Genomic DNA, 22380 nt, shown 5'->3' with positions numbered 1-22380 from the left:
TGTCAATATCGTGTCTCGGTGTCGACAGTGGGCGCCTCTTCGGCTACCTTCCGGTGCAGGTTCCCCGCGCTGCTGTCGACAGAAGGCCGTCCCATGACCGTCGCGTCATCCCACGAACGCCGCGTCCCCGACGACCGGCTCGACACCTCCGGGACGGCCGCCGCGCAGACCCGGCACGTCGTCACCGCCGACCTGGACGGCGACGGCGTCCGTGACCTCGTGGTCGCGAACAGCGGAGCCGGACGGGTGGACGTGTCCAAGGGGACCTGCCGGCCACCGCCACCACCATGAACCTGGCCCGGGTGCGCTGGGTCAGGGGCTGCCGCCGGCACTTCCACTGCCGGCGGCAGCCTGCGTGAGGGGCAGGGCCGAAGGGCCTAGCTCTCCGTGACCATGAGGGCCGCCATCATGCCCTCGTCCTCGTGCTGGAGCAGATGGCAATGCAGCATGTACATGTACGTGTCATCGGTGAAGTCCGTGAACTTCATCGCGATCTTGATGGAGCCGCCGCCGACCACCTCGTAGGTGTCGTACCAGCCGAGGTTGACCCCCGTGGGCTCCTCGCCGTTGATCTCGATGAGCTGGAACGGCACGTCGTGCAGATGGAAGGAGTGCTCCAGCTGCGTGCTGTTCTTGATCGTCCAGACCTCCTCGGCGTCCAGCGTGGTGCTGATCATCGCCATCGAGGACATGCTGGTGCCCGCGGAGCCGTTGATCAGCATGGTCGCGCCGCTCTGGCCGAGGGTGATCGTCCGCGCGGTGAAGTCGCTCGTGTCGTACCGGGTGATCGTGTTGAGCGAGCTCGGCAGGTCGTCGGGGGTGTCGGAGGCCTCCGGGGTCACCGTGAGGAAGTCGTACGTGCCGCTTCCGCCGCGGATCCAGCCGGTCGTGACCACGGCCTGGAGCGTGACGGCGTCCTCCAGGTCGAGCACGAACTCGGCGCGGGCCCCGGCCACCAGCCGGATCGTGGTGACCTCGGCGGGCTCGGTCAGATAGCCCTGGTCGGTGGCGATCTGGGTGAGCGTCCCGCCGTCGCTGCGCTGGACGGTCATGATGTCGGCGGGGGAGGCGTTCAGGACGCGGAAGCGGGTGCGCGTCTTCGTCGCGGTGAAGCCGAGGGTGGTCGAGTCGACGTTGGTGCCGTTGACCAGCACCGGGAAGGTGGTGGTGGAGCTGCGGTACCCGGTGGCCTCGTACTTGATGTCGCCGCTGGTGTCGACGGCCAGACACTGCAAAATGATCGGGATGTCGTCGACGCCGTACTCGCTCGGCAGCGCGGCCGAGACGTCCGAGTCGTCCTCGACGATGATCATGCCGGCCAGGCCGTGGACGACCTGCTCGGCCGTGGTGCCGAGGGCGTGCGGGTGGTACCACAGGGTCTTGGCCTCGTCGAGGACCTCGAAGGTGGGCGACCAGGTCTCCCCGTCGGCGAAGGCGTTCTGCGGGCCGCCGTCCATCTTGGGCGGGATGTGGGCGCCGTGGAAGTGGACGGTGGTGTCGTCGCCCAGGCTGTTGGTGATGTTCAGCAGGACCGTGTCGCCCTTGGTCCACTTCATCGTCGGGCCGAGGTACGACCCGTTGTAGCCGGCCGTGGTGCTGGTGACGCCGCTGATCACCTCGCTGGTGCCGGTCTTCGCGGTCAGGGTGTAGGTGGTGGTGCCGTCGGTGGTGGTGGTCTCCAGCAGGTCCGGGATGTTCAGGGTGCCGGTGGCTTCCGTGGCCGCGGAAGCCTTGTTGTTGTTGCCGCCGGTCAGCAGGGAGACGCCGACTCCCGCCGCGCCGACGACACCGAAGCCGATGCCGGCCATCCCGCCGAGGAACCTCCGCCGGTGCAGCCCCTTGCCGCCCCGGCCCCTGGTCTCCTTCACGTGCTCGCCCTTGGCGGCCCGGCCGCTGCTCGCGTGAGCACCCGTGTGCTGCTCGCCCGCTCCGGAAGCGGGGTCTGTGGTGTGGGTCATGGCCGTGGAGCTTTGGGCTAAGGCCTATGTGAAGACTGAGTCCAAGTTAGGAGTGAGCTCTGTTGTCTGTGCAGCCTTAACAATGCTTTTGGATCTTCAACTCCCCTGAAAGAAAGCCAAGTTGGCGGGCCGCAGGTCAGGATCGCGGTGTGGGACACATCGGGCGGGCGGCGCTCACGAATCGTTCACGATTCTGAGAACATGTGAGCTGCGTCACCCTGGAGGTCAGGTGGAAGCGGTTCGCGCCGTTTTGACGAGCTTCAGGTACCGGTCCCAGTCCCAGTGCTCACCGGGGTCGGTGTGGTCCGTCCCCGGCACTTCCACATGCCCGATGATGTGCTCCCGGTCGACGGGGATGCCGTACCGCTCGCAGACCCGGGCGGTCAGCCGCGCGGACGCCTCGTACATCGCGTCGGTGAAATCCTCCGGCCGGTCCACGAACCCCTCGTGCTCGATGCCGACACTGCGTTCGTTGTACGCGCGGTTGCCCGCGTGGTACGCCACGTCCAGCTCACGGATCATCTGGGTGACACCGCCGTCCTGGCCGACGATGTAATGCGCCGCCGCCCGGTGCCCAGGATCCTCGAACGCCCGCACCGCGCTGGCCAGATCACCCTGCGTGACATGAATGACCACCATGTCGACGCCGTAGTCGTCCGGCCGGTCCGCCCAGCGGAAGTTCGCCTCCGAGGCCGCCACCCAGCGCGCGCCCCCGAAGTCCACCGCGCCCTCCACCCGCGCCCTGCGCACCCCCGGCAGCCGCCAGTACAGATGCGCCAGCTCCTCACGCGCCAGCACCGCCGAGCCCACGGCGGCCGCCGCCCCGCCGATCAGCAGCGCCCGCCGCCCGATCCGCCGGTCGGAGTCGGTCCCTCTCGCCCCCATCGTCCGCCCTTTCTCGCCCTTCGTGATCGTCAACGGATATGCGTGGGCTCCGGTTCCCCGCGCCCCGTACCCTGGAAGGGTTATGACTGAGACCTCGCAGCGCCCCCGCCCCCTTCGCGTACTCGCCGCCATGTCCGGCGGGGTCGACTCCGCCGTCGCCGCCGCCCGCGCCGCGGAAGCCGGCCACGACGTCACCGGCGTCCACCTCGCGCTCTCGGCGAACCCGCAGTCCTTCCGCACGGGCGCGCGGGGCTGCTGCACCATCGAGGACTCCCGCGACGCCCGCCGCGCCGCCGACGTCATCGGCATCCCCTTCTACGTGTGGGACCTCGCCGACCGCTTCCGCGAGGACGTCGTCGAGGACTTCGTCGCCGAGTACGAGGCCGGCCGCACCCCCAACCCCTGCCTGCGCTGCAACGAGAAGATCAAGTTCGCGGCGCTCCTGGACAAGGCCCTGGCCCTCGGCTTCGACGCGGTCTGCACCGGCCACTACGCACAGGTGATCGTGCGGCAGGACGGCACCCGCGAACTGCACCGCGCCTCCGACATGGCCAAGGACCAGTCGTACGTCCTCGGCGTCCTGGACGAGCGGCAGCTCGCGCACGCCCTGTTCCCCCTCGGCGACACGGTCACCACGAAGGACGAGATCCGCGCCGAGGCCGAGCGCAGGGGCCTCGCGGTCGCCAAGAAGCCCGACTCCCACGACATCTGCTTCATCGCCGACGGCGACACCCAGGGCTTCCTCGCGAACCGCCTCGGCCGGGCCGAGGGCGACATCGTCGACGAGTCCGGAGCGAAGATCGGCACCCACGAGGGGGCGTACGGCTTCACCATCGGCCAGCGCAAGGGACTGCGCATCGGCACCCCGGCCCCCGACGGCAAGCCGCGCTACGTCCTCGACATCTCCCCGGTGAACAACACGGTGACGGTCGGCCCGGCCGCCGCCCTCGACGTGAGCGCCCTGACCGCGATCAAGCCGCGCTGGTGCGGAACGGCCCCCACCGGCCCCGGCACCTACACCGCCCAGCTCCGCGCCCACGGCGGCGAGACCGAGGTGACGGCGGAGCCGGTCGACGGCGAGCTGCGGGTCACGTTCGCCGAGCCGGTCCGCGGCGTGGCCCCCGGCCAGGCGATCGTCCTGTACGACGGCACCCGCGTGGTGGGCTCGGCGACGATCGCCTCGACGGTCCGGGCGACGGCCGGGGTGGCCTGACCGGCCTACCCGCCGAAGAACTCCTCCAGCACGGGCGCGAGCACGTTCGGATCCACCATGTGGGTCTGACCTTCCAGCAGGCGGTACGTCCCCTGCGGTGCCGCCTCCGCCACCGCCCGCGTGGCCTCGACGATCCACGCGGGGCTGTCGCCGCCCGCCACCGCGAGCACCGGTACGCCGAGGGAGGCCAGCCGCTCCCGCGGGACCAGACCCCCGCCCATCACGGCGTCGTCGTAGGCGAGGGTCGGCGCGATCGCCTCCATGCCGGCCCACATGGGCGACTGGCGGGCCCGCAGGATCATCTCCTCGGCCAGCCCCGTCAGCCGCAGGAACAGCTCCACGGCGTCCCCGCGCCGCCCCTGGGCGAGCGCCTCGGTGAGCCGCTCGGTGTACGCGGCACGGTCATCGGCGCCGCGCTCCTGGAAGTCGGCGTACGGCGTCTCGTAGACGGCCACCCGCCGCACCGGCAGCCCGCTCGCCGCCGCCCGCAGCACCAGCGCCCCGCCCGAGGAGATGCCGTACAACGAGGCCTCGCCGCCCGCCGCGTCGATCAACGCGGCCAGGTCCTCCACCTCGCGTTCCACCGCGAACGGCGCCGTGTCCCCGCTCCCGCCGCGGCCCCGCCGGTCGTACCAGAGGACCGTGCAGCGGCGCGCGAGCAGCCCGCCCAGGGGCGCCACGGTGCCACCCGTGGACATCGCCCCGCTCACCAGGATGACCGCGGGACCCTGTCCGGCCCGTGCGTACGCGAGTTCGGTGCCGTCGCGCGAAATGGTCTTCTTGTCCATGTCAGCTCAGACTGCCGCACCGCACGGCGGTCATCGGCCTACGACACTTCCACTTCGTAGAAGCAGAGGTGGTTCCTGATCGCCGCGACATCGGGCTTGGGGTCGGGATAGGACCACACGAGGTCGGGCGCGTCGGGCAGCGACCAGTAGGACGCCGTGCCCTTGAAGGGGCAGTGGGTGTGGGTGTCGGACGGGGTCAGCAGGTCCATGCGGACATCGGCCTCGGGGATGTAGAACCGCACCGGACAGCCCGTCTCGCGCAGGGCGAGGGCCCGGTCGGTCTCGGCGAGCACCCGGCCGTCGTGGACGACCCTGACGCGCCGGGTCTCCCGCTCGATCGTGATCGTGTGTCCTCGGGTCATGTGGGGAAAAGCGCTCGCGGGCCCCGGGTTCTTCCCGCGTACGGTGACGGCACGCGTATCTGTTTCTTCCTCTCCGCCGGCGATCTCGACGACCGCTGCGCGCGACCCGCGCGCGAGTTCGCGGAACCGCTGGGCAAGGGCGGCCTGGGGGTACCCCCACGCCCGCCGTGGTGGTGACGGTCGGCGGCACGGGCACCCTCGACGAGGCCACCGAGATCCTGGAGCTGAAGAAGCACGGCCACACCGACAAGCCGGTCGTGCCGCTGAACACCGCCGACTTCGACGGACTCAGGACACAGTTCCGGCGCATGGACGACGAGGGATTCCTGCCGCGCCCGCTGACCGACCTGGTGTTCTTCGCGGGGAGCCGGTGGGGCGCCGGCCTACCTGGAGGAGAGCACGGCCGTACGGTGATGCGAGCATGGCGGGCATGGCTACCCATGTGATCACCGGAGCGGGCTCCGGCATCGGCGCGGCCGTCGCCCGCCGTCTGCACGCGCGCGGGGACGACCTCGTGCTCCACGCGCGCGACGCGGGCCGTGCGAAGGAACTCGCGGCCCGGTTCCCCGGCGCCCGCACCCTCGTCGGCGACCTCGCCGACCCCGACCGGCTGAGCTGGGCCTTCTCCCATCAGTCGCTCCCGGACCGGGTCGACTCGCTGCTGCACATCGCCGGCGTGGTCGACCTGGGCCCGGTCGGCGAGCTCACCCCCAAGGCCTGGCGCCACCAGCTCAACGTCAACCTGATCGCCCCCGCCGAACTCACCCGCCACTTCCTGCCCCAACTGCGCGCCGCCCACGGGCACGTGGTGTTCGTGAACTCCGGCGCCGGCCTCAGGGCGAGCGCCGAGTGGTCCGCGTACGCCGCCTCCAAGCACGGCCTCAAAGCCCTCGCCGACTCCCTTCGCAACGAGGAGCACGGCAACGGCGTCCGCGTCACCTCCGTCTACCCCGGCCGCACCGCCAGCCCCATGCAGGCCAAGGTGCACCAGCAGGAGGGCAAGGAGTACGACCCCGCCGACTGGATCGATCCCGAATCGGTCGCGACGACCCTCGTGATGGCGCTCGACCTGCCGAGGGACGCCGAGGTGAACGACCTGACCGTACGGCCCGGCCGCTGACCTTCCGTAGGCTTCCCCCTGTGAACGCACTCTCGCCCTACGGCCCCGCCACCGGCGTCGGATCCCTCCCCGGCGGCGACGCCCGGGAGGCCGCCAGGACCGCCACCGGTTCCTTCGAGGACTTCCCGTTCCTGCCCGAACTCCCGGCCCGCGGCCCGGGCGCGGACATGATCGGCCGGACGGCGGGCATGCTCGTGGAGCTCTACGCGCGCGTGGAGCCCAGCGGCTGGCGGATCGGCGACCACCCGGGCCGGGACACCAAGCGGGCCCGCTCCTGGCTCGGCGAGGACCTCGACGCCCTCGAGGAGTTCACCCAGGACTACGCGGGCCCGCTCAAGGTGCAGGCCGTCGGCCCCTGGACGCTCGCCGCCGCCCTGGAGCTGAGGAACGGCGAGGCCGCCCTCTCCGACCCCGGCGCCTGCCGCGACCTGGCCGCCTCCCTGGCCGAGGGGCTGCGGCTGCACCTCGCCGAGGTCCAGCGGCGCATCCCCGGCGCCCGGCTCGTCATCCAGCTCGACGAACCGTCCCTCACAGCCGTCCTGACCGGCCGGGTGCGGACCGCCAGCGGCTACCGCACCCACCGCGCCGTCGACCGCCAGCTCGTGGAGGCCACCCTCCGGGAGGTGGCCGGGGTGCACGGGGACGGCCCGGTCGTGGTCCACTCCTGCGCCCCGGACGTCCCCTTCGCCCTGCTGCGCCGGGCCGGGGTCGCCGGGATCTCCTTCGACTTCTCGCTGCTCACCGAGCGTGACGAGGAGGCGATCGGGGAAGCGGTGGAAGGCGGGACCCGGCTGTTCGCCGGTGTCGTGCCGGGCACGGACTCCGCATTGTCAGACCCTGCCGGTAGCGTCATGGGTGTACGGACGCTGTGGCGCAGGCTGGGACTGCAACCGGGGCTTCTCACGGAGGCGGTCACGCTCACCCCGGCCTGCGGACTCGCGGGGGCCTCTCCCGCGTACGCCCGCAAGGCCCTCGCCCACTGCGTCCGGGCGGCGAGATCCCTCGCGGACAACCCAGAGTAACGGGAGGACAACACGGTGGCCGGCGACAAGCAAGCGGAGACGACGGTGCCCGCCGAGGCGCGGGAGCAGCACGCGAAGCTCGCTGAGCAGATCGAGGAGCACCGCTTCCGGTACTACGTGAAGGACGCTCCCGTCATCAGCGACGCGGAGTTCGACCGCCTGCTGCGCGCGCTGGAGGCGCTGGAGCGGGAACACCCGGAGCTGCGCACGCCCGACTCGCCGACCCAGAAGGTCGCCGGGGCGTACGCGACCGATTTCACGGCCGTCCAGCACCGCGAACGCATGCTCTCCCTGGACAACGCCTTCGACGACCTGGAGCTGGCCGCCTGGGCCGAGCGCGTCCACAAGGACGTCGGCGCCTCCGCGTACCACTTCCTGTGCGAGCTCAAGGTCGACGGCCTCGCCGTCAACCTGACGTATGAGAACGGCCGCCTCACGCGCGCGGCGACCCGCGGCGACGGCCGCACCGGCGAGGACATCACGCCCAACGTGCGCACCATCGCCGAGATCCCCGACCGGCTGGCGGGCGACGGGGTGCCCACGCTCGTGGAGATCCGCGGCGAGGTCTACTTCCCGATGGAGCAGTTCGAGGAGCTCAACGCCCGGCTGGTCGCGGCCGGCGACAAGCCCTTCGCCAACCCGCGCAACGCGGCGGCCGGTTCACTGCGCCAGAAGGACCCGCGCGTCACCGCCACCCGCCCCCTGCACATGGTGGTCCACGGCATCGGCGCCCTGGAGGGCTACGAGGGCATGGGCCGCCTCTCCGAGGCCTACGACCTCCTCAAGGGCTGGGGCCTGCCCACCTCGACGCACAACAGGGTCGTCGGCGACCTGGACGGCGTACGGCGGTTCATCGCGTACTACGGCGAGAACCGCCACTCCGTGGAGCACGAGATCGACGGGGTCGTCGTCAAGCTCGACGAGATCCGGCTCCAGGGCCGGCTCGGCTCCACGGCCCGCGCCCCGCGCTGGGCCATCGCGTACAAGTACGCGCCGGAGGAGGTCAACACCAAGCTCGTCAACATCAGGGTGGGCGTGGGCCGTACGGGCCGTGTGACGCCGTACGCCCAGGTGGAGCCGGTGACGGTGGCGGGCTCCGAGGTCGAGTTCGCGACCCTGCACAACCAGGACGTCGTCAAGGCCAAGGGCGTCCTCATCGGCGACACGGTGGTGCTGCGCAAGGCCGGTGACGTCATCCCCGAGATCCTCGGCCCCGTCGCCGACCTCAGGGACGGCAGCGAGCGGGAGTTCGTGATGCCGGCCGAGTGCCCCGAGTGCGGTACGCCGCTCAGGCCGATGAAGGAGGGCGACATCGACCTGCGCTGCCCCAACGCCCGCACCTGCCCGGCGCAGTTGCGCGAGCGGCTGTTCTACCTCGCGGGCCGCAAGGCGCTCGACATCGAGCAGTTCGGGTACGTGGCGGCGGCCGCCCTGACCAAGCCGCTGGAGCCCGCCGACCCGCCGCTGGCCGACGAGGGCGACCTCTTCGACCTCACCATCGAGCAGCTGCTGCCCATCAAGGCGTACGTCCTCGACCAGGACAGCGGACTGCCCAAGCGCGACCCGAAGACCGGCGAGGAGAAGATCGCCACGGTCTTCGCCAACCAGCAGGGCGAGGCCAGGAAGAACGCGCTGGCGATGCTGGAGAACATCGCCGCGGCCAAGGACCGTCCGCTCGCCCGTGTCCTCACCGGTCTGTCGATCCGTCATGTGGGCCCGGTCGCGGCCGAGGCGCTCGCGCGCGAGTTCCGCTCCATCGACCGCATCGAGCAGGCGAGCGAGGCGGAACTGGCGGCCACCGACGGCGTGGGCTCGATCATCGCGGCCTCGCTCAAGGAGTGGTTCGCCGAGGACTGGCACCAGGAGATCATCCGCAAGTGGCGGGCCGCCGGTGTCCGCATGGAGGAGGAGGGCTCCGGCGAGGACGAGGGCCCCCGTCCTCTCGAAGGCCTGACGGTCGTCGTCACCGGCACGCTCGAACACTTCACCCGCGACGGTGCGAAGGACGCGTTGCAGAGCCGGGGCGCGAAGGTGACCGGTTCGGTCTCGAAGAAGACCTCGTTCGTCGTCGTGGGCGAGAGCCCCGGGTCGAAGTACGACAAGGCGATGCAGCTCAAGGTGCCCGTGCTGGACGAGGAGGGCTTCTCGGTCCTGCTCGAACAGGGCCCGGACGCGGCCGTCGAAGTCGCCCTTCCGGCCGAGGAGCAGGCCGCGGAGCAGACCGCGGAGTGACCGAGGAGTAGTACCGGGGGGTAGCCCCGACCGGCGGTTGAAGGCCACCCGATTGGCGCATACCAGATGCATACGGGTGGCCGGGGCGCATTCGGGCAACCGTCGACGACCGCTGCCCGTGGAAGCCTTCCGCGGCCTACTGTTGGTATGTGCGCCTCCCGTGCCCTGCTGCGGTCGGCGCATCTCCTCGCTCCTGAAGGGCCGGGGAGAAGGGTCTTCCGACGCGGCGCCGCCCCTGGGTTGTCGGGCAGCGGGCCGCGTGGCGTGGGCACCGCCGGTTGTGAGAGGGACGGGAATGGAACCGACCGAGAGCGCCGCCCCGGACTCCCGGCTGCGCCGGCTCCGGGGCGCCGGCGTCAGGTGGGGGAGCCGGTGGGCGGGGCGGGCCGGGCGACACCCGGGCGCGGAGGCGCACCCCCCGCGCACCGCCCCCGACCTCCGCGCCCCCGCCGCACCTCCCGGGTCCTCGGGCCTCCTCGGCTCCTCGCGTCCGGGCGGACCCGCGGGCCCGGGCTCCGGCGGTCGCGCACGCCCGTCCGGGGCCTCCGCTCTCCCCGGCGGCTCCGCCTTCTCCGGCAACCCCGCCTTCTCGGGGAACTCCGCCTTCTCCGGGGCCTCCGCCCTGCCCGGCACCTCGGCGCTGTCCGCGGCCTCGGGGCTGCCCGGCTCCGAACCCGAGCGGCATCTGTCGTGGCCCGCGCTGCCCGCCGCGGTCGTCGGCGCGGCCGCCTTCGCCCTCGGAGCCGGCTTCTACCGCGCCTTCACCGACAACCACGCCCTCTTCCCGTCCGGTACGGCCGGCTGGGCGCTGGCCCTGCTGACCGGCGTCATCGTCGGCCACCTGGTCCTGCTCGGCCGCGCCCGCTGGTGGGGCGGCACCGGCTCCGGCGCCGCCCTCACCCTCGCCGTCCTGCTGCTGTACGGCTGGATACCGGCCGGCATGGTCAGCCTCACCGTGGTCGTGCTGGTCGGCATAGCCAGACGCCACCGCTGGCGGCAGGGCGTCCTGCACGGCGCGGTGGACATCCTCGGCATCGGCGCGGGCGCCCTGCTGCTGGCCGCGTGCGGGCGGGTGCCGTCCGTGGAAGATCCCTGGACCCCCGACACCTGGACGGTCTACACCGGCCCTCAGGTGGTTCTGGTGGCCGTCGCCTATCTCTCCGTCACCCGCGTCCTGCTCTGGTATCTGCACGCCCCCCGTTCCGGCGGACTGCCGACGGTCGCCCGCACCGCCCTGGTCAGACAGGGCCTGGTCGCGGTGGCGCTGCTGGGCATCGCGCCGCTGGTGTGCGTGGTCGCCGTGGCCAAACCGATTCTGCTGCCGCTGTTCGCGATCCCGCTCGTCGCCCTCGACTCCACGCTCTGGATGGCCCGGGCCCGTGCCGAGGAGCAGTTGCGCGACCCGCTGACCGGGCTGCCCAACCGGCAGTGGCTGCTGGAACGCATCTGGACCGCCCTGGACGACGCCGAGCGCATCGGCGCCCGGTCCGCCCTGATGCTGATCGACCTCGACCGCTTCCGTTCGGTCAACGACACCCTCGGGCATCTCGCCGGCGACCGGCTCCTCCTCCAGACGGCCGAACGGCTGCGGGTGGCCCTCCCGCGCGGGGCGGAGGTCGCGCGGCTCGGCGGTGACGAGTTCGCCGTCTTACTCCCCGTCGCCGACTCCACGACCTCCGCGACGCGTGTCGCCCGGGCGCTGGTCTCCGCGCTCAGCTCGCCGCTCGACCTCGACGGGCTCACGCTCGTCCTGGAGGCCAGCGCGGGCGTCGCGGTCTTCCCCGACCACGCCCTCGACGCGGAGGGCATCCTGCGCCGGGCCGATGTGGCGATGTACCAGGCCAAGCGGGACCGTACGGGCGTCGAGGTGTACGAGTCCAAGCGGGACTCCAACACCCCCGACCGGCTGGGGCTGCTGGGCGATCTGCGGCGGGCGCTGGACGCGCACGAGGTGCAGCTGCACTACCAGCCGAAGGTCCGCTTCGACGGGCAGGTGGCGGGGCTCGAGGCGCTGGTGCGGTGGGTGCATCCGGAGCGGGGGAAGGTGCCGCCGGACGAGTTCATAGCGATCGCCGAGTCGTCCGGGCTGATGCCGCATCTCACGGAGTACGTGCTGGAGACGGCGCTCGGGCAGGTCGCGCGGTGGCGGGCGCAGGGGCTGTTCGTGCCGGTGGCGGTGAACGTCTCGCCGCGCGACGTCCACACGCCCGGGTTCGCCGGGTCCGTGGCCGCGCGTCTCGCCCGGCACGGAGTGCCCGCGGGAGCGCTCCAACTGGAGATAACCGAGCATGTGCTGCTGGAGGATCCGCAGCGGGCGGCGGACACGCTGAACGGGCTGACCGGGCACGGCGTGAAGATGTCCCTGGACGACTTCGGGACGGGGTACTCCTCGCTGGTGCATCTACGGCGGCTGCCGGTCAGTGAGCTGAAGATCGACCGCTCCTTCGTGGCGCGGCTGGCGGTGGACACCGAGGACGCGGAGATCGTGCGCTGCACGGTCGACCTCGCGCATTCCCTGGGGCTCCTCGTGGTCGCCGAGGGTGTCGAGGACGACGAGACGTGGGAACGGCTGCGGGATCTGGGATGTGACGCCGTGCAGGGCTGGCTGGTGGCCGCGGCGATGCCTCCCGAGGAGACGACGGCGTGGCTGCGGGCGCGGGGGTCGCGAGGGTGGCAGCGGCCGGCGGCGGCGCTTCCGGCTGCCGCCGGCGAGGACTAAGCCCACCCGCCCGCCCGTGCGGGTCGCCTGAAGAGCGGGCGTTTGCCGCGGGGCGCGCTCGCCGTCGGCGGCCTGCGGTCAGGACCTTTCCCACCCGCCCGCCCGTGGACGCCGGCTGGAGAGCGGGCGTTTGCCGCGGGGCGCGCCCGGCATCGGCGGCCTGCGGTCAGGACATTTCGCACCCGCCTGCTTGTGGACGCGGGCTGGGGGGCAGCGTTTGTCGTGGGCCGCGCTCGCCGTCGGCGGCCTGCGGTCACGACCTTTCCCGCCCGCCCGCCCGTGGACGCCGGCTGGGGGCGGCGTTTGTCGTGGGGCGCGCCCGGCGTCGGCGGCCTGCGGTCTGCGGTCTGCGGTCTGCGGTCTGCGGTCTGCGGTCTGCGGTCTGCGGTCAGGACCGTTCCCGCCCGCCTGCTTGTGGACGCGGGCTGAGGGCGGGCGTTTGTCGGGGGGCGGGCCCGGCGTAGGTGGTCTGCGGTCACGTCGCCCCCGCCGTGAAGTGGTCGGTCAGTAGGCGTAGGCGGTGGTCGTGGGTGGGTTCCGGTAGACGGGCGGTGCGGAGCAGGGTGACCAGGCCGTGCAGGCCCGCCCAGTACGTCTCCGTCAGGACGCCGACGTCGTCGCCGGCCGCGGCGATCGGCTCGACGGCCGTCATGAGTTCGTCGAAGGCCGCCCACAGCGGGGCCGGTGCCTCGAGCGTGGCGAACGGCAGGTCCACGGTACGTGTGAACATCGCGTCGTACAGGGCCGGCCGCCGCCGGGCGAACGCCGTGTACGCCTCACCGGCCGCCGCGAGTCGGGCCCGCGCCCCCGCCCCCTCCACCGCCTGCCGCGCGGCCCTCAGCTCCGCCGCCATCGCCGCGAAGCCCTCCAGGGCGACCGCCGCCATGATCGCGTCCTTGCCCTTGAAGTGGCCGTAGAGGACCGGCTGGCTGTACTCGATCTCGGCCGCCAGGCGGCGCGTCGTCACCGCGTCCCAGCCCTCGGTCTCCAACAGCTCCCGCGCGGCCCTGACGATCAGTCGCTCGCGCTCCGCTCGTTCGCGCTCTCGGCGCGTCTGGATCGACATGCCAAGGATTCTAGCGACGCTAGCCAATCTGTCGACGCTCTGATAGCTTCGCTCTCATAGCTAGCGTTGCTAGAAAAAAGCCACGGAAGACAGCTACCAGTCAAGAGGAGATGACGTGACCGTCACCGCGTACACCCTGGCCGTCGTGCTCGATCTGTTCTGCCTGTTCCTCGGTTACCGGTTCCTGTTCCAGCCGGGCCCGGCCGCCGCCGGCTACGGCGTCGCCGCCCATCCCGACGGGGACGCCGGGGCCTACCTCTCGGTCAAGGGTTCGCGGGACGGCGCCCTCGGCCTCGTGGGCCTGGTTCTGCTCGCCTTCGTCGGTGCCCGTGCCGAGGCCTGGTTCATGGTCGCCGTGGCCGTCGTGCCACTGTTCGACACGCTCAACGTGCTGCGCCACGGTGGAACGAGGGCCGTCGCCTTCGGGATCCACTTCGCCACGGCCGTGATCGTCCTGATCGGCGCCGGGCTGCTGTTCGCCGTCTGACCGGTTCCACACCATCACCAGGGGGTTCGACGATGTCGCTGTTCGTGCCGGAGTTCGACGAGACCGTGATCGTCCGGGATGCCGAGGCCGAGGTGATCGGCGGAGCGCCCGTGGGGGTGAAACTGCTCGCCGACAGCAGTGCGAGCGGCGGCGCGCTGTCCACCGTGCGCGTCACCCTCGGGGAGGGCGCCGACGGGGCCCGCCCCCATCTGCACCGCAACTCCGCCGAGATGTTCTACCTGCTCGACGGCGAACTGGAGATCCTCTCCGGCGACGACGTCGTCCCCGCCGAAAGCGGAGACCTCGTCATCGTCCCGCCGGGCCGCCCGCACGCCTTCGCCGCCGCCCCCGGGAGCACCGCCGACCTCCTGATCGTGATCGCACCCGGCGTGGAGCGCTTCGACTACTTCCGCCACCTCCAGCGCATCCGCCTCGGCGAGGCCACCCCGGAGAGCCTCCTGGAGGTGCAGGAGCTGTACGACAACCACTTCCTGCGCAGCGAGGCATGGGACGGGAGGCACTGACTGAACCCCGGGGCGGCAAACCGTTTCACGGCCACCGCCCCCCGCCCCCTAGGATTGGGGCTTGTCGTCACATTCCCGTCCGCCGCGCGGCCCGCCCTCCCGGCGGACGACGGGAATGCGACGACAAGCCCCAGCCCCGAAACCCACACACTCACCCCAGAGGAACGCTGCATGCCTGGCATCACGCGCGAGGAGGTCGCCCACCTCGCCCGGCTGGCGCGTCTGGAGCTGAAGCCCGAAGAGCTCGACCACTTCGCGGGACAGCTGGACGACATCATCGGCGCGGTCGCCCGCGTCAGCGAGGTCGCCGACCAAGACGTACCGCCGACCTCGCACCCGCTCCCGCTGACGAACGTCATGCGGGCGGACGAGGTCCGTCCGTCGCTCACCCCCGAGCAGGCGCTCTCCGGCGCCCCGGCCCAGGAGCAGCAGCGTTTCAAGGTGCCGCAGATCCTGGGGGAGGACTAAGAAGTCATGACGGACATCATCAAGCTCACCGCCGCCGAGACCGCCGCGAAGATCGCCTCGGGCGAGCTCACCGCCGTCCAGGTCGCCGAGGCCCACCTGGCCCGTATCGAGGCCGTCGACGAGAAGGTGCACGCCTTCCTGCACGTCGACCGCGAGGGCGCCCTCGCCCAGGCCCGTGCCGTCGACGAGAAGCGCGAGCGCGGCGAGAAGCTCGGCCCGCTGGCCGGCGTCCCGCTCGCGCTCAAGGACATCTTCACCACCGAGGGCGTGCCCACGACCGTCGGTTCGAAGATCCTCGAGGGCTGGATCCCGCCGTACGACGCCACCCTCACCAAGCGTCTCAAGGCCGCCGACGTCGTCATCCTCGGCAAGACCAACATGGACGAGTTCGCCATGGGGTCCTCCACCGAGAACAGCGCCTACGGGCCGACCGGCAACCCCTGGGACCTCACCAAGATCCCCGGCGGCTCCGGTGGCGGGTCCTCCGCCGCGCTCGCCTCCTTCCAGGCGCCCCTGGCGATCGGCACCGACACCGGCGGCTCGATCCGCCAGCCCGCCGCCGTCACCGGCACGGTCGGTGTGAAGCCGACGTACGGCGCGGTCTCGCGCTACGGCATGGTCGCCTTCTCCAGCTCCCTCGACCAGGGCGGGCCCTGCGCCCGTACGGTGCTCGACGCGGCGCTGCTGCACGAGGTGATCGCCGGGCACGACCCGCTGGACTCCACCTCGATCGACGCCCCGGTCCCGCCGGTCGTCGAGGCCGCCCGCAACGGCAGCGTCGAGGGCATGCGCGTCGGTGTCGTCAAGCAGTTCCGCGGTGAGGGCTACCAGGCCGGTGTCATCCAGCGGTTCGACGAGTCCGTCGCGCTGCTGAAGGACCTCGGCGCCGAGATCGTCGAGCTGGACTGCCCGTCCTTCGACCTCGCCCTGTCGGCGTACTACCTCATCGCGCCGTCCGAGTGCTCCAGCAACCTCGCCCGCTTCGACGGGCTGCGCTACGGCCTGCGCGCGGGCGACGACGGCGACCACTCGGCCGAGGAGGTCACCTCCCTCACCCGGGCGGAGGGCTTCGGGCCCGAGGTCAAGCGCCGGATCATGCTCGGCACGTACGCGCTGTCCAGCGGCTACTACGACGCGTACTACGGCTCCGCCCAGAAGGTCCGCACGCTCATCACGCGCGACTTCGAGAAGGCCTTCGAGCAGGTCGACGTGATCGTCTCGCCGACCACGCCCACCACCGCCTTCGCGATCGGCGAGCGTGCCGACGACCCGATGGCGATGTACCTGGCCGACCTGTGCACGATCCCGACCAACCTCGCGGGCAACGCGGCGATGTCGCTGCCGTGCGGTCTCGCCCCGGAGGACAACCTCCCGGTCGGTCTGCAGATCATCGCCCCGGCGCTGAAGGACGACCGGCTGTACAAGGTCGGCGCCGCCGTCGAGGCCGCCTTCGTGGAAAGGTGGGGTCACCCGCTCCTGGAGGAGGCTCCGTCGCTGTGAGTGCACTGAACAAGGCCAAGGACTTCAAGAAGTCCAAGTCCGGTACGTACGTGTCCATCGCCACCACCGCCTTCGGCGCGTTCGGCGTCGCCAAGCGGATCAAGAAGGCGAAGGCCGAACAGGACACGCTGCGACTCATCGACGCGACGGTCGCGGCCGTCGGCATCGTCACCGGCCTCGCCATCCTGTACCGCGAACTGAAGCGGCTGGGCGACGACGACGTCCTGCTGGGCTGAGAGGGAAGTTTCACCGTGACCACCACGACCGACCTGGTGTCGTACGAGGACGCTCTCGCGTCGTACGACCCCGTCATGGGCCTTGAGGTCCATGTCGAACTCGGCACCAAGACCAAGATGTTCTGCGGCTGTTCGACCGAACTCGGCCAGGACGCCAACACGCAGACCTGCCCCACCTGCCTCGGCCTGCCGGGCTCGCTCCCGGTCGTCAACGCGACCGGCGTCGAGTCCGCGATCAAGATCGGTCTCGCGCTGAACTGCGAGATCGCCGAGTGGTGCCGCTTCGCCCGGAAGAACTACTTCTATCCGGACATGCCGAAGAACTTCCAGACCTCCCAGTACGACGAGCCGATCGCCTTCAACGGCTACCTCGACGTCCAGCTGGAGGACGGCGAGGTCTTCCGTGTGGAGATCGAGCGCGCCCACATGGAGGAGGACACCGGCAAGTCGACCCACGTGGGCGGCGCGACCGGCCGTATCCACGGCGCCTCGCACTCGCTGCTCGACTACAACCGCGCCGGCATCCCGCTGATCGAGATCGTCACCAAGCCGATCGTCGGCGCCGGCGAGCGCGCCCCCGAGGTCGCCCGGGCCTACGTCCGTGAGCTGCGCGAGGTCATCAAGGCGCTCGGAGTGTCGGAAGCCCGCATGGAGATGGGGCAGATGCGCTGCGACGTGAACCTCTCGCTGATGCCCAAGGGCAGCGAGAAGTTCGGCACCCGCTCCGAGACCAAGAACGTGAACTCGCTGCGGTCCGTGGAGCGCGCGGCCCGCTTCGAGATCCAGCGGCACGCGGCCGTTCTCGGCGGCGGCGGCACGATCATCCAGGAGACCCGCCACTTCCACGAGGACACCGGGTCGACGACCTCGGGCCGCGTGAAGGAGGAGGCCGAGGACTACCGGTACTTCCCCGAGCCGGACCTGGTGCCGGTGGCCCCCTCCCGTGAGTGGGTCGAGGAGATCCGGTCGGCGCTCCCCGAGCTGCCGCTGGCCCGTCGTACCCGGCTGCTCGCCGAGTGGGGCATCTCCGCCACGGACATGCAGGCGATCCTCAACGCCGGCGCCCTGGACCCGATCGTCGCCACGATCGACGCCGGTGCCGACGCGGCCTCCGCCCGCAAGTGGTGGATGGGCGAACTGGCGCGCAGCGCCAACGAGTCGGGCACCTCGCTCGACGAGCTGGCCATCACGCCGGAGCAGGTCGCCCGGGTCACCGAGCTGGTCTCCAAGGGTGATCTGAACGACAAGCTGGCCCGTCAGGTCATCGAGGGCGTCCTCGCGGGCGAGGGCACCCCGGACGAGGTCGTCGACAAGCGCGGTCTGAAGGTCGTCTCCGACGAGGGCGCGCTGACCGCCGCCGTCGAGGAGGCCATCGCCGGCAACCCGGGTGTCGCCGACAAGATCCGCGGCGGCAAGGTGGCCGCGGCCGGTGCACTGGTCGGCGCCGTGATGAAGGCCACGCGCGGTCAGGCCGACGCGGCCCGCGTCAAGGAGCTGATCCTGGAGAAGCTGGGGGTCAGCGAGGGCTGACCTCGGGTAACCCGCGAAAGGGGGTGCGTCCGCTCAGGGCGCACCCCCTCTCGCGCTCTCAGCCTGAAGCGCTACGCTCGCGCGCCATGAGTGCACGAACCGACTCAGAGCCCCGGGGCGACATAGACGACGACCCGGCCGGCCCGGACGAGAAGAGCGCCCCGGACTCCTCCGGTGCCTCTGGTGACTCCGGTGCATCCGGTGACTCCGGTCACTCCGGCGACCTCGGCGACGACGACGAGTCCGAGGCGGACGAGTCCGACGAAGACGAGGACGGCGAGTACGACGCGTACGACCACGAGGAGGCCCGCCGGGCCCGTTGGACGGCGACGGCCACCGGCGCCCTCCTCACGCTCGCCGGTCTCGCCGCGTCCCTCATGCGCCTCGGGGGCACCGCCCCGGCCCTCGTCCCCGCGGCCTACGCCCTGGGCGCCGTCGTCTGCGCCGTCGCGGCCTTCCTGGGCTCCCGGGGCCGTACACGGCGGGCGCTGTGGCTGCTCATCGCCGGGGTGATGGTGATGGCGTTCGGCGACCAGGCCGACTGACGTGCGCCGACAGCCTCGTCGTTATTGTCCTGTGATCTGCCTCCCACTCTTGTGAAAAGACGCACGAACGCGTCAAAGGATCTTCATCGCCTGCAAGAGTAGCCTCGCATCGCTCATACGTTCTTTGCGGGCTGTTTCCCGGTCAAAGATCCACAATTCACCCCGGGAGCACGTCAGTGGCAGCCCTCGCACGTTGGTGTGTCCGCAACCGCCTCGTCGTGGTGGTGCTCTGGCTTCTCGCTCTCGTCGGCACGGCCACCGCCGCCCTCGCCACCGGCTCCGCCTACTCCAACGACTACGAGGTCCCCGGCACCGAGTCCGGCCGCGCCACCCGGCTGCTCGCCGAGGGGTTCCCGACCCTCGGCGGCGACGGCGACACCGTCGTCTGGCACACCACCTCCGGCACCGTCCGCGCCGCCGCCGTCGAACAGACCATGACCCGGGCGCTGGAGAAGATCGCCGACCTGCCCGGGGTGGCCTCCGTCGCCGGCCCCTACGGCGACCAGGGCGCCGCGCAGATCAGCGAGGACGGGCACACGGCGTACGCCACCGTCACCTTCGCCGACCGCGCCGAGGACATCGACACCTCCGAGGCGCGGGCCGTCGTCAAGACCGCCAAGGCCGCCGAGAGCGACGGACTCCAGGTCGAACTGGGCGGCAGCGCCATCGCCCTCACCGAGTCCACCGGCGGCCATCTCGCCGAGATCGTCGGCGTGGCCGTCGCCGCCGTCGTGCTGTTCCTCGCCTTCGGCTCGCTCGCCGCCTCGTTGCTGCCCATCGCCACCGCCCTGGTCGGCGTCGGCACCGCCTACGCCGGCATCCAGCTCCTCGGGCACGCCATGACGGTCGCCGACTTCGCCCCCATGCTCGGCATGCTCGTCGGGCTCGGCGTCGGCATCGACTACGCGCTGTTCATCGTGACCCGCCACCGGCGCGGCCTCAAAAGGGGCCTCACACCCACCGTGGCCGCCACCGACGCCGTGGCGACGACCGGCCGCGCGGTCGTCTTCGCGGGCGCCACGGTCTGCATAGCCCTGCTCGGCATGCTGATCCTGCGCCTGAACTTCCTCAACGGCGTCGCGATAGCGGCCTCCCTGACCGTCGTCCTCACCGTCGCCGCCTCGGTGACCCTGCTGCCCGCCCTGCTCGCGTGGATCGGCCCCCGCGCCCTCAGCCGCCGCGAACGCCGGCGCCTCGCAGAACACGGACCCGAGCCGGAGGTGCCCACCGGGTTCGCCGCCCGCTGGTCCGCGTTCGTCGAGCGCCACCCCAAGCTGCTCGGCGCGCTCGCCCTCCTCGTCATCGCCGTCCTCGCCCTGCCGACCCTCTCCCTGCGCCTCGGCACCTCCGACCAGGGCAACGACCCGAAGACCTCCACCACCCGCCAGGCCTACGACCTTCTCGCCGACGGCTTCGGCGCCGGAGTCAACGGCCCGCTGACCCTGGTGACCCGCGTCGACGGCGCCGAGGACAGGCTCGCCCTCGACAACCTCGACACCACCCTGCGCGCCACCGAGGGCGTCGCCTCGGTGACCCCGGTCACCTTCGACTCCGGCGGACACCTCGCGTATCTCACCGTCGTACCGGAGTCCGCCCCGCAGTCCAGGAGCACCAGCGAGCTCGTCGACCGGCTGCGCGAGGAGGTGCTGCCCCGGGCCGAGGCCGGCACCGCCCTCGACCTCCAGGTGGGCGGCGTCACGGCGGGCTACGACGACTTCGCCGGGGTCATCGTCGGCAAGCTGCCGCTCTTCGTCGGCGTCGTCATCGGGCTCGGCTGTCTGCTGCTCCTGCTCGCCTTCCGGTCCGTCGGCATCCCGCTCAAGGCCGCCGCGATGAACGTGGCCGCCGTCGCCGCCGCCTTCGGGGTCGTCGTCGCGATCTTCCAGTGGGGCTGGGGGAGCGAACTGCTCGGCCTCGGCCGGGCCGGACCGATCGAGCCCTTCCTCCCCGTCATCATGGTCTCCGTCCTCTTCGGGCTCTCCATGGACTACCAGGTGTTCCTGGTGAGCCGGATGTACGAGGAGTGGCTGGAGACCGGCGACAACCGGCGGGCCGTCCGCGTCGGCCTCGCCGAGACCAGCCGCGTGATCAACTCCGCCGCGGTCATCATGATCTCGGTGTTCCTCGCCTTCGTCCTCAGCGGCGACCGGGTGATCGCCATGTTCGGCATCGCGCTCGCCGCCGCCGTCGCCCTCGACGCCTTCGTCCTGCGCACCCTGCTGGTGCCCGCGCTGATGCATCTGCTCGGCGGCGCCAACTGGTGGCTGCCCCGCTGGCTCGACCGGCGCCTGCCGCGGATCAGCATCGAACCGCCCGAGTGCCGCGCCGCCCATGAGAGGCTCGACACGGTCGTGGAGGGCGCAGAGGACCTGGAGAAGGAGCCGCAGCCGGATGTACGCGATATCGCTGGGTGACGACGGAGCCGAACTGCGGCCGCTGGAACCCTGGCACGCCGAGGAGTTCCTGGCCCACCTCGACCGGGGCCGCGCGTACATCAACGAGTACATCCCCTTCGGCGCCCAGGCCACCGACGCCGCCGGCGCCCGCGAGGTGCTCCAGCGGTACGCCGACCTGCGCGCCGCCGACACCGGCTCCCTGCACGGACTCTGGCTGGAGGGCAGGCTCGTCGGCGGGGTGCTGTTCCTGAACTTCGACGCCGAGAGCGGGAACTGCGAGGTCGGCTGCTGGCTGGAACCCGCCGGCACCGGCCGCGGCCTGGTCACCCGGGCCATGCGGGTGCTGATCGACTTCGCCGTGGAACGGCGCGGGATCCAGCGCGTGGAGTGGGTCGCCTCGGCGGGCAACACCAACAGCCTCAACGTCGCCCGGCGGCTCGGGTTCACCCGCGACGGCGTCCGCCGTGAGGCCTACCCCTATCGTGGGGTGCGGCACGACCTCGAAGTCTGGTCCGTGCTGGCCCGGGAGTGGCGCGCCGCACACGCGCGTGCCGCTCACAACGATCATTAAGGGACCTCTCAGAGAGCGTCCGTACGGTGCGAGGTTATGGGAACCAAGACTGTTGACGAGGCCGCCGACGAGCAGACGGCGGACCTCACCAAGACCGACGCGTCCGACGACGTGACCACCACCGACGAGACGGGCGAGGCCGAGGACCTCCTCGAGGCCGGGGACGAGGCCGGCGCCGAGGACGGCGCCGGGACGCAGGGCGCCACCGGCGTCGGCCAGGGCGCGGGCGCCGTCGTCTCCGCCGTGCTCGGCCTCGTGTCGCTCAGCGGGAGCTGGATCGGCACGATCGCGGGCGCCCGCCAGACCCTCGTCGGCCAGCTGCAGACCTCGTCGACCGCGGGCGTCGCCGAGCAGATCCAGGCGGTCTACGGCGACGCCTGGCAGGCCACCGCCCTGTGGGCCGGCGTGTTCGCGCTGCTCGCCCTGGTCACCGGTGTCGTCGTGCTGGCCCGTCCCGCCTTCGGCAACCCCGGCCCGCAGGCCCCCTGGATCAAGTCCGTCTCCTGGGCCGGCGTGGTGCTCGGGGTGATCGGCCTGCTGCTGGCCGTCCTCAAGTACACCGACGCCCTGCTCGGCCTGCCCTCCGCGAGCTGAGTCCGCGCACGTCACGAGGGGCCTCAGGCCCGCCGTAAGCACCTTACGGCGGCCCTGAGGTCCCTCTCTCGCGTCTAAGGCCCCCGCGCACCGCCGAAGATGCGGAACTCTCCCGATGTGGCGCACCCCCCTCACCCACGAGGGTGGAGACATCGCGGCAGGCG

Annotated in this window: 21 protein-coding genes and 1 pseudogene; 17 read left to right on the top strand and 5 right to left on the bottom strand. The window is 71.6% G+C overall.

Going from position 1 to position 22380, the window contains the following annotated elements:
* The first annotated feature begins 93 nt into the window (after nt 1-93).
* A complete protein-coding gene (locus tag OG852_RS16280) occupies nt 94-291 on the top strand; it encodes an FG-GAP repeat protein (protein WP_330348323.1) in 198 nt (65 codons plus the stop codon).
* 86 nt (nt 292-377) lie between these two features.
* Here the strand turns inward: OG852_RS16280 and OG852_RS16275 are convergent, their stop codons facing one another.
* Together OG852_RS16275 and OG852_RS16270 are read right to left on the bottom strand one after the other, a co-directional pair.
* Nucleotides 378-1958 carry a multicopper oxidase family protein gene (locus OG852_RS16275; protein WP_330348322.1) on the bottom strand — a complete coding sequence of 527 codons (1581 nt, stop codon included), beginning with the start codon at nt 1956-1958 and terminating at the stop codon, nt 378-380.
* A gap of 225 nt (nt 1959-2183) precedes the next feature.
* On the bottom strand, nt 2184-2843 hold the full coding sequence (locus OG852_RS16270; RefSeq protein WP_133915893.1) for an N-acetylmuramoyl-L-alanine amidase: 660 nt from the start codon (nt 2841-2843) through the stop codon (nt 2184-2186).
* A gap of 82 nt (nt 2844-2925) precedes the next feature.
* Here OG852_RS16270 and mnmA point away from each other — a divergent pair, with 82 nt between their 5' ends.
* Nucleotides 2926-4056, top strand: a complete 1131-nt coding sequence (mnmA, locus tag OG852_RS16265) for a tRNA 2-thiouridine(34) synthase MnmA (RefSeq protein ID WP_330348321.1) — start codon at nt 2926-2928, stop codon at nt 4054-4056.
* Nucleotides 4057-4061: 5 nt separating this feature from the next.
* Here the strand turns inward: mnmA and OG852_RS16260 are convergent, their stop codons facing one another.
* On the bottom strand, nt 4062-4844 hold the full coding sequence (locus OG852_RS16260; protein WP_330348320.1) for an alpha/beta fold hydrolase: 783 nt from the start codon (nt 4842-4844) through the stop codon (nt 4062-4064).
* A 38-nt stretch (nt 4845-4882) separates the two neighbouring features.
* Nucleotides 4883-5206 (bottom strand): DUF427 domain-containing protein, encoded by a 324-nt coding sequence (locus OG852_RS16255; RefSeq protein ID WP_330348319.1) that lies wholly within the window; start codon nt 5204-5206, stop codon nt 4883-4885.
* Between the two features lie 57 nt (nt 5207-5263).
* On the opposite strand from OG852_RS16255, the pseudogene OG852_RS16250 reads away from it, so the two are divergent.
* From OG852_RS16250 to OG852_RS16230, 5 genes and pseudogenes are all read left to right on the top strand, one after another.
* Nucleotides 5264-5620: pseudogene (locus tag OG852_RS16250) on the top strand (LOG family protein).
* Between the two features lie 7 nt (nt 5621-5627).
* The gene (locus OG852_RS16245) at nt 5628-6326 is read left to right on the top strand and encodes an SDR family oxidoreductase (RefSeq protein ID WP_133915761.1); all 699 of its coding nucleotides are present in this window, start codon (nt 5628-5630) and stop codon (nt 6324-6326) included.
* Nucleotides 6327-6346: 20 nt separating this feature from the next.
* Complete coding sequence (locus tag OG852_RS16240) at nt 6347-7348, top strand: methionine synthase (protein WP_330348318.1); 1002 nt, start codon at nt 6347-6349, stop codon at nt 7346-7348.
* 15 nt (nt 7349-7363) lie between these two features.
* Entirely contained in the window at nt 7364-9580 is a 2217-nt protein-coding gene (gene ligA / locus OG852_RS16235; protein ID WP_330348317.1) for an NAD-dependent DNA ligase LigA, read from the top strand.
* Between the two features lie 295 nt (nt 9581-9875).
* Nucleotides 9876-12299: a putative bifunctional diguanylate cyclase/phosphodiesterase gene (locus OG852_RS16230; RefSeq protein ID WP_330348316.1), complete on the top strand. Its 2424-nt coding sequence runs from the start codon at nt 9876-9878 to the stop codon at nt 12297-12299.
* A 475-nt stretch (nt 12300-12774) separates the two neighbouring features.
* On the opposite strand, the gene OG852_RS16225 is transcribed toward OG852_RS16230, so the two are convergent.
* The gene (locus tag OG852_RS16225; protein WP_133915765.1) at nt 12775-13365 is read right to left on the bottom strand and encodes a TetR/AcrR family transcriptional regulator; all 591 of its coding nucleotides are present in this window, start codon (nt 13363-13365) and stop codon (nt 12775-12777) included.
* Nucleotides 13366-13480: 115 nt separating this feature from the next.
* On the opposite strand from OG852_RS16225, the gene OG852_RS16220 reads away from it, so the two are divergent.
* The 10 genes from OG852_RS16220 (at nt 13481) to OG852_RS16175 (ending at nt 22216) form a co-directional block, all read left to right on the top strand.
* On the top strand, nt 13481-13852 hold the full coding sequence (locus tag OG852_RS16220) for a DUF4267 domain-containing protein (protein WP_330348315.1): 372 nt from the start codon (nt 13481-13483) through the stop codon (nt 13850-13852).
* Between the two features lie 32 nt (nt 13853-13884).
* Nucleotides 13885-14376 (top strand): cupin domain-containing protein, encoded by a 492-nt coding sequence (locus tag OG852_RS16215; protein ID WP_133915767.1) that lies wholly within the window; start codon nt 13885-13887, stop codon nt 14374-14376.
* Nucleotides 14377-14547: 171 nt separating this feature from the next.
* Entirely contained in the window at nt 14548-14844 is a 297-nt protein-coding gene (gene gatC / locus OG852_RS16210; RefSeq protein WP_018531282.1) for an Asp-tRNA(Asn)/Glu-tRNA(Gln) amidotransferase subunit GatC, read from the top strand.
* Between the two features lie 6 nt (nt 14845-14850).
* Nucleotides 14851-16344, top strand: coding sequence for an Asp-tRNA(Asn)/Glu-tRNA(Gln) amidotransferase subunit GatA (gene gatA, locus OG852_RS16205; protein ID WP_133915768.1), 1494 nt, complete (start codon nt 14851-14853; stop codon nt 16342-16344).
* Nucleotides 16341-16580: a hypothetical protein gene (locus OG852_RS16200; protein WP_133915769.1), complete on the top strand. Its 240-nt coding sequence runs from the start codon at nt 16341-16343 to the stop codon at nt 16578-16580. The genes gatA and OG852_RS16200 overlap by 4 nt, the downstream gene beginning before the upstream one ends.
* Before the next feature lie 15 nt (nt 16581-16595).
* Entirely contained in the window at nt 16596-18110 is a 1515-nt protein-coding gene (gene gatB, locus OG852_RS16195) for an Asp-tRNA(Asn)/Glu-tRNA(Gln) amidotransferase subunit GatB (RefSeq protein WP_133915770.1), read from the top strand.
* A gap of 86 nt (nt 18111-18196) precedes the next feature.
* Nucleotides 18197-18655, top strand: coding sequence for a hypothetical protein (locus OG852_RS16190; RefSeq protein ID WP_133915771.1), 459 nt, complete (start codon nt 18197-18199; stop codon nt 18653-18655).
* A 176-nt stretch (nt 18656-18831) separates the two neighbouring features.
* A complete protein-coding gene (locus OG852_RS16185; protein ID WP_330348314.1) occupies nt 18832-21069 on the top strand; it encodes an MMPL family transporter in 2238 nt (745 codons plus the stop codon).
* Nucleotides 21047-21622, top strand: a complete 576-nt coding sequence (locus OG852_RS16180) for a GNAT family N-acetyltransferase (protein ID WP_133915773.1) — start codon at nt 21047-21049, stop codon at nt 21620-21622. The genes OG852_RS16185 and OG852_RS16180 overlap by 23 nt, the downstream gene beginning before the upstream one ends.
* A 36-nt stretch (nt 21623-21658) precedes the next feature.
* A complete protein-coding gene (locus tag OG852_RS16175) occupies nt 21659-22216 on the top strand; it encodes a hypothetical protein (protein WP_133915774.1) in 558 nt (185 codons plus the stop codon).
* Nucleotides 22217-22380 lie beyond the last annotated feature (164 nt).

The organism is Streptomyces sp. NBC_00582 (assembly GCF_036345155.1).
GTDB lineage: Bacteria > Actinomycetota > Actinomycetes > Streptomycetales > Streptomycetaceae > Streptomyces.
This window is presented reverse-complemented; position numbering and strand designations above follow the sequence as displayed.